A 15078-nucleotide genomic window follows, 5' to 3' on the forward strand; every position below is an offset into this window, starting at 1 on the left:
CGGGGCGAAACCCAGATGCCAACCACCACGAATCCCAAACGACCTTGTCCAGGTCGGGTGGATTGGCGTTGGACTTTGGCGTGCGAATCACTCGGGGATGTTCAGTGGGTTGAGCTGGCAGTTGGGTTTGAGCTGACGAAACCGTTGCAGGCCTCGTTCGGTGATCGTGGTGCGCTGAAGGTCGATGGTTTGCAATCGCGGCAAAGCGACCAGCGTGTCGATGGCTTGGTCGGTCAAATTGGTGCCCGTCAGCCAAAGCGTGGAGACTGACGGCGGGATCGACTTCAGTGCGGAGTCGTCGATGGCGGTGTAGCTGAGGTCCAGCTCTCGCAATTGGTTCGCGCCACGCAGCAACGTGGTGACTTGGTTGGTCACTTGGGTGGCCTCCAGGCTCAATTGATCCAATTGCTGGGTGTCGACGATTAGCCGTAGGACGTCCGCGTCGGTCAGTGGCAAACGCGAGAGGTCGCACCAGGTCAGGCCGTGGAGCGGTTTCTGTTTGGAAAGGCCCTGGCTGGTGAGGTTGCATCCGGCCAGGCACAACGTCGTCAGGTCTCCTTTGGCGGGATTGCGTGTCACGTGAGCATCGTCGACTCGCAGAGCACGCAAGATGGCCGCCGGGTTGGTCTCGTTCGCGGCATCGTTGCTGGTTGGAGAAGTCTCGGCGTTTGGCTTGGTTTGCGAATAGAGGTCGGCCAACTGTTTGAGCAGACCACGACGCTTGGTTGGGCCGGCGTTGTCCATCAGGTAGTGCGTTCGCAAGGCGGCTTGGGAGTACCAGCGAGCCAGGTCGGGTTTGGATTGAACGTCATCGCGAGTGCCACGCAGGTCTTCGAGCGATGCAATGGGGACTCCGCCAATCAGGGCTTGGTAGCGAGCCAATTGCAACCGCGGGGATTCCCAACCGCCGACGTAGGCCAGTGATTGTTCGTAGCGAAGCGATTCGAAGTATCCCGCCATGCCTTCGATCAACCAAAAGTCTTCGGTGGTCGCGGTCGCGAAAGTTTGCCCGCGAGTTGGCCGACGTCGGGATGCGTTGGCGGAGGCTTCGGTGAACAGTTGGTGGCAGATCTCGTGATGCAAACTCGCCAGGTCGGGCTGTGGGAAAAAGAACGAGAGTCGCAGTGTGTCACTGTAGAACCCGGTGGAGGCGGCGACCGCCGAGGTGTCTGTGTTGCGGAATGCGGTGGTGATCGTGGCTCGATAACTTTCCTGATCCGCCAGCAAGACGACGCGGTGACGTTGACCATGTTGAAGCCGAGCGGGCGACGACCGTGACTTCAAATGGTCGGCGGCCGATGTGTTTTCGCGTTCCCAGTCCCGGACGATTGCTGCGACTTGGTTTCGTCCCGACCAGATTGGGAAGAAGATCTGAGTCCAGACCCAGTATTCTCGTTCGAGAGCTTCGGCAACGATCCGGGAGGACACGTCATCGGCTTGGCTGAGGATCTCGAAGTGATCGGTTTGCCAGACGCGAAAGGAACCCGGACGCCAGTTCAGTTCGCTGGGGGCCACCCGGCCACGGCGATCTGTGATCAGCACGTCTGCGTCGACGGGGAATCCGAACAGCGATCGGAGTTCCGGTTGGCTGGGGGATTTGTAGTGAGATTTCCAAAGGTCAATGTAGGCGGACCAGATCTCATCGGCGGGGTTGGGCGAGTCGGCCCGTGTGGCGAAATCGGCGGTCTGGTATCCGGCAGCGTCCAAGGGCTGGGAAGGCGATTCCAGCGGGGGCGGATCAGCGGCCGGCGGCAGCGGGATGAACGCGGTGACTCGGTCGATCTTAGTTTGCTCGGTCGATGTCGCCGTCGATGGCCCGGTCGCATGCGTTTCGGTGTCTGGCGGGGGCGTGGTGATCGGCGTGTCGTCGGCGGGCACCTGGGACGGAACGGCAGGAATCAGCCATAAAATCACAACGATCAGGTATAGTGGTGCTCTCGCGGGCATGCTCGCGAAAACCTTCCCCACCTTCCTCTCTCCCCACACCTTCTTCCACATGAAAAATCTCTGGACCTTGGTGGCTCGCGGCTGCCTTGTCGTGACGACGGCCGCCACCTGCTTGTTCGCATCGATGACGCTGCACGCGGCGGAACGAAATGTTTTGTTCATTATCACGGACGATGAGAGTCCCACGCTGGGGTGTTACGGTGATCCCGCGGCGGTGACTCCCGCGATTGATGCCGTCGCCGCCGACGGGATGGTGTTTCGAAACGCGTTTGCCACCACGGCCTCGTGCAGTGCCAGCCGAAGTGTGGTGATGAGCGGTTTGCACAACCATCGTAACGGACAGTTTGGACATCAACATCATTATCACAAGTTTGCTTCGTTCAACGACGTCGCTGGGTTGGCTTTGCCGCGTGTGATGGCGAACACCGGCTATCGCACCGGACACATTGGCAAATATCACGTCGCGCCCGAATCGGTTTATCACTACGAAACCTACTTGAAAGCCAATTCGCGTAGCGCGGTCGAGATGGCAGAAACCGCGAAGGATTTTCTGACGAACCAAGAAGACGACCGTCCGTTCTTCCTGTATTTCGCAACCTCGGACCCGCACCGTGGTGGTGGCGTCGACAAGACGTCCGAGTTGGAGCTCAAGCCTGATTTGTTCGGTAACAAACCGCGTCGAGGTGCTTACCCGGGTGTCGAAGAAGTCTTCTTTGATCCCAAGGATGTGGTCGTACCCGACTTTTTGCCGGACACGGCTGAAACTCGTTCGGAGTTGGCTCAGTATTACCAAGCCTGTGCCCGCGTCGATCAAGGCGTGGCTCGATTGGTCCAGATTCTGAAAGAGGCGGACCTCTACGACAAAACCATGATCGTGTTCACAAGTGATCACGGGATGGCGTTCGCCGGCGGCAAGACGACCGTGTACGAAGGTGGACTGCGCGTCCCGATGGTTGTTCGTGATCCCTACCAAGAAGAGCGTGGTGTGGAGAGCGGTGCGATGATCAGCCACATCGACATCACGCCGACCCTGCTTGATTTTGCTGGTGGTTTGGACCGGAAGACCAACGCGCCGAAGAAGTTGGTTCCTGCCAAGAAGCTTCGCAACGAGCTGGGCGTTTCACCGATGGACAATCACAACGGCAACAAGCCGCTGGATCATTACCACGGTCGCAGTTGGATGGATGTGTTGGCCGATCCGGCGAAGGCACATCACGAAGAGATCTTTGCATCGCACACGTTCCACGAAATTCAAATGTACTACCCGATGCGAGTCATTCGGGATGGCAAGTACAAGTTGATTTGGAACATCGCTCACGGGCTGGATTATCCCTTCGCCAGTGACCTGTGGGCAGCCAGTTCGTGGCAGGCTCAGTTGGCCAAGGGCATGGACGCACCGTACGGAAAGCAAACGGTGGGCAAGTACATCCACCGACCCGAGTTTGAGCTGTTCGACATCGAGGCCGATCCCAATGAGTCGACCAACTTGGCGATCAGCAGCAGCCACACGGAGGTCTTGGAAGCTTACAAGGCGAAGCTCAAGAAGCTGCAGAAAAAGTACGACGATCCCTGGATCATGAAGTGGGATTACGAGTGATCCCGTTTGGTTTGTGCGGCGGGTCAACGAGCGTTTGAGACCGTCGCTCAATTCGTTCAGCCGGCCTGCCGCGGGGCATCCCAACGTGGGCCAATCTGGAGGGCCAGCGGGGTTCCGGCGTTTGGTTCACACGCGATGTTTCATCGGATATTTGATATCCGGTGATGGTTGGTGTGGATTGAGCAAAGATGCCGTGAAGCATGGCCCCTTTTGACTCGCCGTCCTCTTTCTGCGATTCCCAACGCTCCGCCGCGTTCATACGATCGGAAGCCGTACAACTCCGCCTTTCTTACTTCTTGGTGTTGAGCGGGTAGGCAGGAGTCTATCGGCAAAACCTCACGTAGGCGAGTCTCTCGGAGACTCGCAAATGGCAACGTCTTGGGGGACGCTGCTACGTGGTGAGGCCCAAGCGGCTAGCGGGGCTTTGTCCAATCATTCCTGCTTAGCGTCTGAGTTAAGGGGCCAACAATGCGTCAAGGCAGAAGAAACGGGTTCACACTTCTCGAACTGATGGTGACTTTGGCTTGCGTGGCGGTGGCCATTTCGCTTCTTGCGTCAGCCATTCTCGCCGTGAGAGGTTCCGCACGAAAAGTCACCTGTGCGAACCGGCTTCGTCAGGTGGGGCTGGCCATGCTGAACTACGAGTCGGTTCACCGATGCTATCCGAGGGGCAATGGAAACGGGTTTTCATTTCAGGTCCGTCTGCTTCCTTTTTTGGAAGAGACCGATCGCTATGATTCCATCGACATGAGTATCCGTCCTTACGATCAATTGAACTCTTCTTGGCAACTGCCTCCTCCGGTCGTGTACCAGTGCCCCTCCGATTCATTTCACTCGACAACGGAGGGACGCGAAAGCATCAATTACGTTGGCATTAGCGGCGGGACGCCAACACCCAATTACAACGGTGTGATCTACAGCGGTTCTGTTCGCAACGGCTTTGCCGTCACGGCCGCTAGCATCACCGATGGGCTCAGCAACCCCTTGGCAATCACCGAGTCACTCGCGTACAGGAGTTTTCCCGGTGAGCCCAACCGTTTCGACGGCAGGACTGCGTCAACCACGCGGCGCTATGAAATCCCAGAAGAGTTGGATGCGTTTCAAGAAGAGTGCTTTGGCAGTTCTGAGTCCTCAGGCCTCGCTTCGTATGGTCTGGGTGGCGTGTGGTATGAGGCATCGTTGGGAGTCTCTTGTTTGATTGCGATCTTTCCCAAGCAACCTCGAAATTGCAAGAATGGAACATCGTACAACAACGCATTGTTTGCCCCGAGTAGTGTGCACGGTGACCTGGTCCATTGCGTGGATGCGGCCGGCGCAGTTCGCGTGATCAATCAATCCATCGACACGCAACTCTGGCAGGCATTGGGGACGCGAGATGGTTCCGAGGTCATCCAGGCCGACTTTTAGAGACGGTGGGCAGGATGATTGGAGTGCAGTCCGAATTCTCGGCGAATCCGGCGACCTCAGAGTCGAACCGTTGTCCTCAACTGTTTGCGTGCTGGCGTCGAATCGTCGAAGCACTCAACGCGATTGCGATCAAAATTGACGCAGAGGCGGGGAGACGCGAAGGCGGAGAGGGGCCGCCGTTGTTCAAAACCGCCCTGGAATGCCCGAGCGATCGATCCAGCCGAAACGCGTTCTTCTTCGAGCGACCCCATGCGTCTCTGCGGCTTGGCGTCTCTGCGTCAGAAAAAGATCCTGACTCCCGCGTTTCAGTTGCTGTCCGAATTCTTGGCGAATCCGGCTACCGTTTGTGCCTGTCCGAATTCTCGGCGAATCCGGCTACCTCGGAGGGAAATTTGGCACGCAGGCCGCTCGCCCACGCTGGGGCCAAAAAGAAGTGAGAGTGCTGGGACTCGAACCCAGGACCATTCGATTAAAAGTCGAATGCTCTGCCAACTGAGCTACACTCTCGACCGACGACGAATCGTCGGTTTGAACTGAACCGAAACGGTGGAGCGAGATTCACCAACATTCCAGAGCGAATGCCAGAAAAAAAAGCTGCCAATTGCAGAAGCAATCCGGCCGACCGAGTTCAAGCGGAGCGGACAGGATTCGAACCTGCGGAACCAGTTTCCCGGTTCACCGATTTAGCAAACCGGCGCTTTCGACCACTCAGCCACCGCTCCTGGTGGAAACGTGCTCACGAGACGTTGCCGCCGCGTGACGTGTTTCGGTCAGGCGGGATTGTGCTTCATTCCGCTTTCCGCTGCAACCCTTTCTGGCCTCTGATAGGCGGACACAGAGAACTTTTTCTGGGTTCGGATCCCTTCCGAATGTTGCAATCGACTCAGTCACCGCAATTGGAACCAAAACGGGGCTTGCTCGCCCCCTCGATCGAACCCCGCGAGCCCGGCCACCCATGTCTTTCGTTGCATTACACTGGACCATCTCACGGCGGTACATCCAATCGATGTTTTCGCCCAGGGACCCATCGGATCCGAAGATCGAATCCGTTCGGCCAATGGTTTATTTGAATCGACGAGTTTCCCCACCCCTTCCCCACCTGATTTTCACCAACATGCGACCTCTTTTTGTCAATGTCTTGTCGGCCGCTTTGGCGGCATCCACCCTCTCCGCGTATTCCCCGCTTGTGTCGGCCGAGGACGCTCGTCCGGCAAAAGTCGTTTTCCAAGACGACTTTGAAGATGGCGACGATCGATGGGAATTCCTGGATCCCAAGACTTGGAAACTCAATTCACCCACCGGCGAATCCAAGAACGGATCGATCGAGATCACGGATCGAAAATCCGAGTACGCGCCTCCGACTCGAAGTCCTGGTCACGTGGCCTTGGTCAAAGACTTGGAAGTTGGCAGTTGCGAGATTCAATTTCGTGTCCGCAGCACGCTGGACACCGGCAATCACCGAGATTGCTGCGTGTTCTTTGGGTACCAGGACTCCTCGCATTTTTACTACGTTCACTTGGGTGCGAAGCCTGACCCGCACAGCGGTCAAATCATGATCGTCAAGGAAGCCCCGCGATTGGCGCTGACGAAGAACGAAAAACTGACGCCCTGGGACAACGACTGGCACAACGTGTTGGTTCGCCGGGATGTTGAGAGCGGCAAGATCGAGGTGTTCTTTGACGACATGGAAACGCCTCACATGAGCGTTGTCGACAAAACGTTCGGAGCCGGTCGCATCGGGCTGGGCTCGTTCGATGACTTGAACGAGTTCGATGATGTGGTTGTCCGTGAAATGGACTGACGATTTTGATGACGGATCTCGCGTTGGGCTGGGGGAGTTGGATGCATGAGTTCATGCTCGGCCCTCCCCTCCCTTCGCTCGACCCTCCCTGCGGGAGGGTGAAGTTTTGGAGGTTCCGAATCAACAAGGATAACGAGAAGCCACTCCATTCGACCACAGGAACAGCATGAGCACGGACGAAGATTCAACCAACGAAACGCATTGGGATCTCGATCCGAAGTTTGACTTCGTCGACGCCCATCGCCTGCCTTTTTCGAGTGACAAAGTGTCGCTGAAAAAGATCGACACGGAGTGTTCTGGGCCGTTCGAAGGCAAGGCTCACGGTCGAGCGTTCACGCATCAAGCGAACATCGAAATTCGTGATTTGCAGTACCGGATGTACACGGAGGGCAAGCAGTCGTTGCTGGTTGTTCTGCAGGCTCCTGACGCAGCCGGCAAAGATGGGCTGATCCGCAAGGTGCTTGGCCAGATGAACCCGCAAGGGTGCCGGACGTACCCGTTCAAGGTTCCGTCTTCAGAAGAGCGGGCGCACGATTTTTTGTGGCGAATTCACAAGGCGACCCCTGCGGCGGGCAAGGTTTCGATTTTCAATCGCTCGCACTACGAAGATGTGTTGGTCGTGCGTGTGGAGGATCTGGTGCCGAAGTCGGTTTGGAAAGAACGCTACGAGATCATCAACAACTTTGAGAAGATGCTCGCCCATCGTGGCACTCGGATTTTGAAGTTTTACCTGCACATCAGTCCGCGAGAACAACTCGAACGATTCAAAAAACGCTTGGACGATCCAACCAAGCACTGGAAGCTGAACGCGGGGGATTACGAAGCCCGCGACAATTGGGCGGCGTACCGCGAGGCGTACGAGGACGCGATGGAAAAATGCCACTCGAAAATCGCTCCTTGGCACGTGATCCCCGCGGACAAGAAGTGGTACCGAGATGCGTCGGTTGCCGCGATTGTTCGCGAAACGCTGCGTGACATGGACCCGCAGTTGCCAAAAGTGGACGTGGATTTGGACCACATTCGGCAGCTCTATGAACGCGAATTGGCCGAGATGACGGAGTGATCCGGCATGGTTTCTTGCGGTTTCTCTAACAGGGTGGCTTGTCAGACCCGGTTTCGTCTGAAAACTCACTGTTTCTTGGCTCACTCTTTTCTCGACTGATTGCTTTCGTACATGAAAATTCGCCGCAACCCGACTCGCCCGGTCACCATCGGATCGATCACGATCGGAGACGGTCACCCGATCGCTGTTCAAAGCATGACGGCGACGAAGACTCAAAACATCGATGCGACGGTCGAACAAGCCGAAGCCTTGCACGCTCGTGGAGCGGGCGTCGTCCGGATCGCGGTCGACAGTGACAAGGACGCGGAAGCGTTGGCGGAGATTCGCAAGCAAACGAAGGCGAACTTGGCCGTCGATTTGCAGGAGAATTTTCGACTGGCTGAAAAGGTCGCGCCGCACGTTGACAAGATTCGGTACAACCCCGGCCACCTGTATCACCACGCTCGCGAGTTGACCTGGCAGGAAAAGGTTCGCTATCTGATCGACATCGCCGGCAGCAACCACTGCGCGGTGCGGATCGGTGTGAACTGCGGCAGCGTCGATCCGGCGAAGAAGGGAAAGTACGACCACGACGATTCGATCACACCGATGCTGGAATCTGCACTGGAACACTGTGAACTGGTCGACTCGTTGGGATTTCATAACTTTGTCGTGTCTCTGAAGGACAGTGACCCGTCCAAGGTCGTCCAGGTGAACACGTTGTTTGCTGAGAAACGCCCGGACGTGGCGCTGCACTTGGGCGTGACAGAAGCCGGCATGCCGCCGGACGGAATCATCAAAACGCGGATCGCGTTTGAGCAATTGATCGGCAAAGGCATTGGCGACACCGTTCGCGTTTCGCTGACGTTGCCGAACCCTCGCAAACCCGAAGAAATCGATGCGGGCAAGCAGATCGTCGACGACATTCATGCGGGCCGCGTTCGCAGCGTGGTCAAGTTCGACGATTCGAAGCTGAACATCATCAGTTGCCCGAGTTGTTCACGCGTGGAGAACGAGGCGTTCATCGATTTGGCTGCCAAGGTCAAGGAAATGACAGCATTTGCCCAAGATTATGCGATCACGATCGCTGTGATGGGATGCCGCGTGAACGGGCCCGGCGAAACCGATGACGCGGACCTCGGGTTGTGGTGCGGGCCTGCAAAAGTCAATCTAAAGCGTGGCCCGGAAGCTCTCGGTGCCTTTGGGTACGACGAGATCCTGCCTAAGTTGAAGCAGGAACTCGACGACCTGATCGCCGCCAAGCAATAGGTTTCTGTCTTCGCTTGGTTTTCGGGACCAATTTGTAGCGGAAGTCGTCAAGACTTTCGGCGAACCACCATGCAACTCGAAACTCTTGACGAGTTTCGCTACTCGAGGGACGAGTTTCGCTACCCGAGGAATGAGTTGCAGTGGCGTTCCTTTTGGAATGCTTTTCAATCCACCTAGTTCTCTGATTTAGATTCACATGGCCAGCGACGAACTTTACGAACGATACAACGAAGTCGAAAAAATCATCGACGAGGAAAAATTCGAAGAAGCCATCGCGGGTTTGAAGCCGTTGGTGGAAGAGGACGAAACGTTTGTGATCGCTCACTTAGCGCTCGCTCGTGTTTACACGAAAACGGGCCAGCACGAAGAAGCGATCGAGCACGGCAAGAAGGCTTGCGAGTTGGAGCCCGACGACGCGTTCAACTTCACCGCCATGAGCGTCACGTACCAACGGGCTTGGGCGGGAACGCAGAACCAGGCCTACATCGCTGCTGCCGAAGACGCGATGGCTCGAGCCCAACAGCTCAACGCGATGTAGGCAGACCTGTCGCCGGATTCGCTCTTCAATCTAGTAGCCGGATTCGCCCAGAATTCGGTCGTGAAGAATCGCGACGCGTCAGGAATCGTTTTGACGCAGAGACGCCAGGGCGCAGAGACGCACGGGATCGCCCGAGGAAGAACGCGTTTCGGCGGATTCGATCGCTCGGGCATCGAAAGAGTGTTCTGAACAACGGCGAGCCTCTGCGCCTCCGCGTCTCCCCGCCTCTGCGTCAATTTTGTTCTCAGCCGCGTTGAGCGTTTCGGTGATCTGACGCCAGCACGCAAACAGTTGAGGACAACGGTTCTACTCTGGTAGCCGGATTCGCCAAGAATTCGGTCGTGAGGGAACGTCGGGCGTCAGGATTTGTTTCGACGCAGAGACGCCAGGGCGCAGAGACGCATGGGATCGCTGGAGGAAGAACGCGTTTCGGCGGATTCAATCGTTCGGGCATCGAAAGAGTGTTTTGAACAATGGCGAGCCTCTGCGCCTCTGCGTCAAAGTTTGCTCTGAATCGCGTTGAGCGTTTTGGTGCTCTGACGCCAGCTCGCGAACAGTTGAGGACAACGGTTCTACTCTGGTAGCCGGATTCACCAAGAATTCGGTCGTGAGGGAAAGCTGGGCGACAGGAATTGTTTTGACGCGGAGACGCCAGGGCGCGGAGACGCACGGGATCGCCCGAGAGAGAACGCGTTTCGGCGGATTCGATCGCTCGGAAGATCGAAATTGTGTTTTGGACAATGGGCGAGCCTCCGCGTCTCCCCGCCTCTGCGTCAAAGTTTGTTCTCAGCCGCGTTGAGCGTTTCGGTGCTCTGATGCCAGCACGCGAACAGTTGAGGAGAACGGTTCCACTCTAAGGTAGCCGGATTCGCCGAGAATTCGGTCGTGAGGGAACGTCGGGCGTCAGGATTTGTTTCGACGCAGAGACGCCAGGGCGCGGAGACGCATGGGATCGCTCGAGGAAGAACGCGTTTCGGCGGATTTGATCGCCTGGAAATTCCAAGTTGGTTTTGAACAACGGCGAGCCTCTGCGCCTCCGCGTCTCCCCGCCTCTGCGTCAAAAAGTTTGTTCTCAATCGCGTTGAGCGTTTCGGCGAGCGTTCGCCAGTGACGCACCAGCGATTCTGCGATTCTGCGATTCTGCGTTTCTGCGTTTCTGCGGCTCAACCGTCACGACCGTTGCAAGCTGACCGGCCGAAGACGGAGTGCGTTGGATTCCGATGCTCGTTGCGTGCACGCGGGCTTGGCGGAGCAACAAATTCACAGACGAACCTGTTGAATTTGATTGCTTCCGATTTTTGCTGAGCGTTTGAGCCGTGTCTCCATCGTTGTTTTTCGCCGCGATTTTCTGTGGAAGCTGTTTCCTGTTGTTCGTCGGCAGCGCCGATGCGATCGAGGAATGGGAGTGGAAGCGGCTGACGCGAAAACGGCTTCCGAAACTTCGGAGCGGCAATCGGCTCCAAACTGTTGCCAATGAGTCTGCCGAACAAGCACGGACCGTTGCCAAACCGGACGTGTCGCAGCATCCCTTGCGATGGAAAGGATGGCGTTCGGTCAGCGTGCAATCGATCAAAGACGAGTCGCCGGATTGTCGCTCGTTCGTGTTTGTTCCCAGCGAGGGCGAACCGTTCCCACCATTCTTGGGCGGGCAATACTTGACCGTGCGACTGAACGATCCATCGACGGGCAAAAAGGTCTCGCGTTGCTACAGCCTTTCCAGTGGCCCTGATGAACCGCACTACCGGATCACGGTGAAGCGGGTGCCGGGCGGGAAAATGAGCAACCTGTTGCACGACACCATTGGTGTGGGCGACCAGATCGAGATTCAGGTCTCCAAAGGAAAGTTCCACTCCTCGCTGGCCGAAAGTCTGAGTCGCGATCCGCAACCGTTGAATTTGATCGCGGCCGGCATTGGAATCACCCCGATGTTGTCGATGATGTTTCAAAGTTTGAACGAGCGGTCTGATCGCGAAGTCAATTTGTTCTATCAAGTCCGAAACGGGATCGACGCACCGTTCCTGACTCCGATTCGTGAAATCGCAACGATGTTGGAGACGACCACAGGCGTCCGCGTGCACCTTTGGTTCAGCAAACCGGAAAGCGACGACATCCAACCCGGCGACGCAGTGGGGCGATTGTCGGCGGATTTGATTGTGGATCGCCTCGGGCATCATCGCGGCGAGTATCTGATTTGCGGTCCCGATGTGTTCATGAACGCGATCGCGGATGGGCTGATCGAACGCGGTGCCGCGGCTGATCAAGTGATGTTTGAATCGTTCGGAGGCAAGTCAAAGTCGGCGGGAGCCTTGGCCGTTCCGGCTTGCGATCCCTGTGCCGATGGAGCGGGGGCGGATGGCCCTGAATCAGACGAGTCTGTCGGTTGGAGCGTCACGTTTCAAACCAGCAAAAAGTCGGCCTCGTTTGAGGCTGGGATGGACGGTTTGCTGGACGTGGCGGAATCGTTGGACGTGGAGGTTGATTCCGGGTGTCGTTCAGGTGATTGCGGTGCGTGCGTTTGTCGTTTGGTTTCGGGCCAGGTGAAATACGACGAGTCACCGGAATGCGATCTGGAAGACGACGAAGTGGTGTTGTGCGTCGCCAAACCGGTCAGCGAAGTCGTCATCGACGCTTGAACTTGCCCCGTAGGCCAGGTACCACCTGGCGATCCAGCCGATGCTTTGGCAAAAGCGAGGCGATCAATTTGGGTGGGGGCGCGAGGGCGTTGTGGTTTGGCGTTTCACCATGCCAGGTGGGACCTGGCCTACGTGGGGCGTTGGCCGGGCTGAAAAAAAGAAATCAACCAGGCAGTTTAGGCGGTTTCCGGCGAATGGTATTGATACGGCGTTAGTCGTTATTGAAAAAGTCAAAGTGTAAATTGACAGTTGCAAAATGCCGGAATGCTTGGGGGAAATCGCATCCATTTGCATTTTTCAATTGTCAATTTAACTTTTTCAATGAGTTGCATTCAGTTCGCACACTTACCGCCCTGCCAACAGTTTTGTTAGCCCAGGCGTTGGCTGGTTGGATTGAATGGGCCGCGGCAGACACCTGCTCAGGCGGTGCTTTTGCTGAGCAGCCAATCGGCGAGTCTTGGCGAGACCGCGTTGATCGCCATCAGGGCACGGACCTTGGGCGGCATCACGATTTCGATCTTGCGATCTTGGATGCATCGAAGCACGGCGGCTGCGACTTTTTCGGGTGGCAAGCCCTTCAATTTGGCGCCACCGCCGGGTTGCGCTGCGGTGGCGGGCACGCCGGCCTTTTTGTCGGTTTGGTAGCGGTCGATCGGTTGGTCATCGTCGCGACGGATCGGGCCCGGGCAAACGACGCCGACGTGGATTCCGTCCGCTTCCAGTTCCATTCGAAGTTGACGCGAAAAACCGACCAAGGCATGTTTCGCGATGACGTAGCCGCCGAGGTAACGCGGCGCGACTCGGGAGGCCAGAGAACCGAGGTTGACGATCGTGCCGCGGGACTTCTTCAGTTCCTCGTATGCGGCGCGGCAGCACGTCCAAGCGGAGACCACGTTGTCGCGAAACAACGATTCCAGTTCGGCTGGGTCGCTGTTGATCAGCAGTCCACGATCACTGCGTCCGACCACATTGACCAAGGCATCGAGCGACCCGAACTGGGCGACGTGTTGATCGACCAGGGTTTGCATCGATTCGGTGTCGCAGGCGTCTCCTGCGAACACAGCGATGGAGTCAACGGAGTGTTCCTTCGAGAGCAATTCCGCAGCGTGTTGGAGTCGTTCTGGATTTCGCCCCAGCATCGTGACCCGGTAGCCCTCGCGGAGCAATTGCCGGCAGACGTGCAGGCCCAAACCCGCGGATGCTCCCGTGACGATCGCGGAGGGAGTCTTCGTTGGCGGGGTCACACCCATTCTTGCGTGGTGGGTTTGATCACGATTTCGGGAACGCAAGCGCGCGGTGGCAACTGGCAGATCGAGAGCACGACCGAAGCGATGTCTTCGGGTTGCAGAATCGATTCCTTGTGCTCGTCGCTGACCGGAACCGGACGGTTGTCCAGGATCGGCGTGTTGACTTCGCCGGGGTACACGTTGGTGATCCGAACGCCCTCGTGGCGAACTTCGTTGGCAACGGCGGTGCCCATCGCGGTCATCGCGAACTTGCTGGCGCAGTAGACGACCCCGCCCAATGTGATCGCTCGTTTTCCAGCGACGGATGAGATGTTGATGATCAGGCCGTCGTGGCGGTCGCGCATGGCACCGATGACTTGGTGGATGCAGCGGTAGGCACCGGTGGCGTTGATTCGCAGGACGCGATCCCATTCGTCGGGATCCATGTCCGCCATGGTTCGTTTGGCGATGTTGATTCCGGCGCTGTTGACCAAAATGTCCACATCGCCGTCGCTTGCGCGGATGTCTTGGAAAAACGCTTCGATGCTGTCGTTGTCAGCGACGTCGATCGTGTGGGTGCGGACTGGGTTGGGGGAATCGATGGAGCTGGCGAGCTCTTTCAGTGGGGCTTCGCGACGTCCGCCAACGGTGACTTTCGCGCCTGCCATGGCCAATTCGCGAGCGATTCCTGCCCCGATTCCGGTGCCTCCGCCGGTGATGGCAACGACTTTGTCTTTCAGGTTCATGGTGGATCGCAAATGTGGGGGAATGGTTCAGGGGGGACAACTTCGATTTTCGATTTGCGGGAGTCATTTCGCAATCCCCCCTTGGCGAGACGGTTATAGTGTTCGCGTTGAATGTCCCGTCCCCACTTTTGTTTTCCACAGGAAAATCGATGTCACGTTTTTTGCTTCTCTCGCTCGCCCTGGGTTGTTTGATGAACACTTCTCAACCTGTTTCCGCCGCGGATTCGACGGCCGACCACGAATGCGTCTTGGCTCACGAAGCCCAAACGATTGAGGGCAAGGAAGTCGATCTGCACGATTTCGAAGGCAAAGTTGTCCTGATCGTGAATGTTGCCAGCAAATGTGGCTACACCAAGCAGTACGCCGGCCTGCAATCCTTGTACGAAGCCCACAAGGAAGACGGTTTGGTCATCCTCGGGTTCCCCTGCAACCAATTCGGATCGCAGGAACCAGGGACAAACGCAGACATTTTGGAGTTCTGCAGCGCTCGGTACAACGTCACCTTCCCCATGATGGGCAAGGTCGACGTCAACGGTGACGAAGCGTCTCCTCTGTACAAGCAGTTGACCAGCGTCGAGGCCAAACCAGCTGGGAAGGGCCCGATCAGTTGGAACTTTGAAAAGTTCTTGATCGGTCGCGATGGTCAAGTCATCGGTCGTTACAAATCGAAGGTCGCACCTTCCGACGATGAATTGGTTTCGGCGATCAAAGCCGCGCTGAAGGGTTAGAGGCCGGTGTGGCTCGCATGATTGGCGAGCACGAGCACGAGCACGAGCACGAGCACGAGCACTAGGAGCTAAAAGCTAAAAGCTAAAAGCTAAAAGCTAAAAGCTAAAAGCTAGTGGTCTGTCACGACTTGTTTTTAGGGTAGT

General features: G+C 57.0%; 11 protein-coding genes and 2 tRNA genes. 8 read left to right on the plus strand and 5 right to left on the minus strand.

The genetic code is table 11. The annotated features are described in order from the left end of the window. Positions 1 to 87: 87 nt before the first annotated feature. Complete coding sequence (locus RISK_RS06400) at positions 88 to 1947, minus strand: hypothetical protein (protein ID WP_236696083.1); 1860 nt, start codon at positions 1945 to 1947, stop codon at positions 88 to 90. A gap of 49 nt (positions 1948 to 1996) precedes the next feature. Here RISK_RS06400 and RISK_RS06405 point away from each other — a divergent pair, with 49 nt between their 5' ends. Beyond that, entirely contained in the window at positions 1997 to 3544 is a 1548-nt protein-coding gene (locus tag RISK_RS06405; protein ID WP_083434816.1) for a sulfatase family protein, read from the plus strand. Between the two features lie 468 nt (positions 3545 to 4012). Then, positions 4013 to 4951 carry a DUF1559 family PulG-like putative transporter gene (locus RISK_RS06410; protein WP_047813439.1) on the plus strand — a complete coding sequence of 313 codons (939 nt, stop codon included), beginning with the start codon at positions 4013 to 4015 and terminating at the stop codon, positions 4949 to 4951. Positions 4952 to 5385: 434 nt separating this feature from the next. Here RISK_RS06410 and RISK_RS06420 read toward each other — a convergent pair. Both RISK_RS06420 and RISK_RS06425 read right to left on the minus strand, forming a co-directional pair. Continuing rightward, positions 5386 to 5458, minus strand: a tRNA-Lys gene (locus tag RISK_RS06420). Between the two features lie 126 nt (positions 5459 to 5584). Next, positions 5585 to 5673, minus strand: a tRNA-Ser gene (locus tag RISK_RS06425). 464 nt (positions 5674 to 6137) lie between these two features. On the opposite strand from RISK_RS06425, the gene RISK_RS06430 reads away from it, so the two are divergent. From RISK_RS06430 to RISK_RS06455, 5 genes are all read left to right on the plus strand, one after another. Beyond that, a complete protein-coding gene (locus RISK_RS06430) occupies positions 6138 to 6752 on the plus strand; it encodes a hypothetical protein (protein WP_047813569.1) in 615 nt (204 codons plus the stop codon). Between the two features lie 166 nt (positions 6753 to 6918). Beyond that, entirely contained in the window at positions 6919 to 7815 is an 897-nt protein-coding gene (locus RISK_RS06435; protein WP_047813441.1) for a polyphosphate kinase 2 family protein, read from the plus strand. A 99-nt stretch (positions 7816 to 7914) separates the two neighbouring features. Then, positions 7915 to 9063 (plus strand): (E)-4-hydroxy-3-methylbut-2-enyl-diphosphate synthase, encoded by a 1149-nt coding sequence (gene ispG, locus RISK_RS06440; RefSeq protein ID WP_173442622.1) that lies wholly within the window; start codon positions 7915 to 7917, stop codon positions 9061 to 9063. Between the two features lie 196 nt (positions 9064 to 9259). Continuing rightward, positions 9260 to 9601, plus strand: coding sequence for a tetratricopeptide repeat protein (locus RISK_RS06445; RefSeq protein ID WP_047813443.1), 342 nt, complete (start codon positions 9260 to 9262; stop codon positions 9599 to 9601). A gap of 1316 nt (positions 9602 to 10917) precedes the next feature. Continuing rightward, positions 10918 to 12234, plus strand: coding sequence for an FAD-binding oxidoreductase (locus RISK_RS06455; protein WP_047813445.1), 1317 nt, complete (start codon positions 10918 to 10920; stop codon positions 12232 to 12234). Between the two features lie 419 nt (positions 12235 to 12653). On the opposite strand, the gene RISK_RS06465 is transcribed toward RISK_RS06455, so the two are convergent. Both RISK_RS06465 and RISK_RS06470 read right to left on the minus strand, forming a co-directional pair. Continuing rightward, complete coding sequence (locus tag RISK_RS06465; RefSeq protein ID WP_047813447.1) at positions 12654 to 13484, minus strand: SDR family NAD(P)-dependent oxidoreductase; 831 nt, start codon at positions 13482 to 13484, stop codon at positions 12654 to 12656. Further along, complete coding sequence (locus RISK_RS06470) at positions 13475 to 14206, minus strand: SDR family oxidoreductase (protein WP_047813448.1); 732 nt, start codon at positions 14204 to 14206, stop codon at positions 13475 to 13477. Before RISK_RS06470 ends, RISK_RS06465 begins: the two co-directional genes overlap by 10 nt. Before the next feature lie 149 nt (positions 14207 to 14355). On the opposite strand from RISK_RS06470, the gene RISK_RS06475 reads away from it, so the two are divergent. Then, the gene (locus RISK_RS06475) at positions 14356 to 14934 is read left to right on the plus strand and encodes a glutathione peroxidase (protein WP_047813570.1); all 579 of its coding nucleotides are present in this window, start codon (positions 14356 to 14358) and stop codon (positions 14932 to 14934) included. Positions 14935 to 15078 lie beyond the last annotated feature (144 nt).

Source organism: Rhodopirellula islandica (genome assembly GCF_001027925.1).
GTDB lineage: Bacteria > Planctomycetota > Planctomycetia > Pirellulales > Pirellulaceae > Rhodopirellula > Rhodopirellula islandica.

Excerpts from the sequence above, each read along its gene's own strand:
- RISK_RS06400 (WP_236696083.1), bottom strand. The coding sequence starts at position 1,947 with ATGCCCGCGAGAGCACCACTATACCTGATCGTTGTGATTTTATGGCTG.
- RISK_RS06405 (WP_083434816.1), top strand. The coding sequence starts at position 1,997 with ATGAAAAATCTCTGGACCTTGGTGGCTCGCGGCTGCCTTGTCGTGACG.
- RISK_RS06410 (WP_047813439.1), top strand. The coding sequence starts at position 4,013 with ATGCGTCAAGGCAGAAGAAACGGGTTCACACTTCTCGAACTGATGGTG.
- RISK_RS06435 (WP_047813441.1), top strand. The coding sequence starts at position 6,919 with ATGAGCACGGACGAAGATTCAACCAACGAAACGCATTGGGATCTCGAT.
- RISK_RS06445 (WP_047813443.1), top strand. The coding sequence starts at position 9,260 with ATGGCCAGCGACGAACTTTACGAACGATACAACGAAGTCGAAAAAATC.
- RISK_RS06465 (WP_047813447.1), bottom strand. The coding sequence starts at position 13,484 with ATGGGTGTGACCCCGCCAACGAAGACTCCCTCCGCGATCGTCACGGGA.
- RISK_RS06470 (WP_047813448.1), bottom strand. The coding sequence starts at position 14,206 with ATGAACCTGAAAGACAAAGTCGTTGCCATCACCGGCGGAGGCACCGGA.
- RISK_RS06475 (WP_047813570.1), top strand. The coding sequence starts at position 14,356 with ATGTCACGTTTTTTGCTTCTCTCGCTCGCCCTGGGTTGTTTGATGAAC.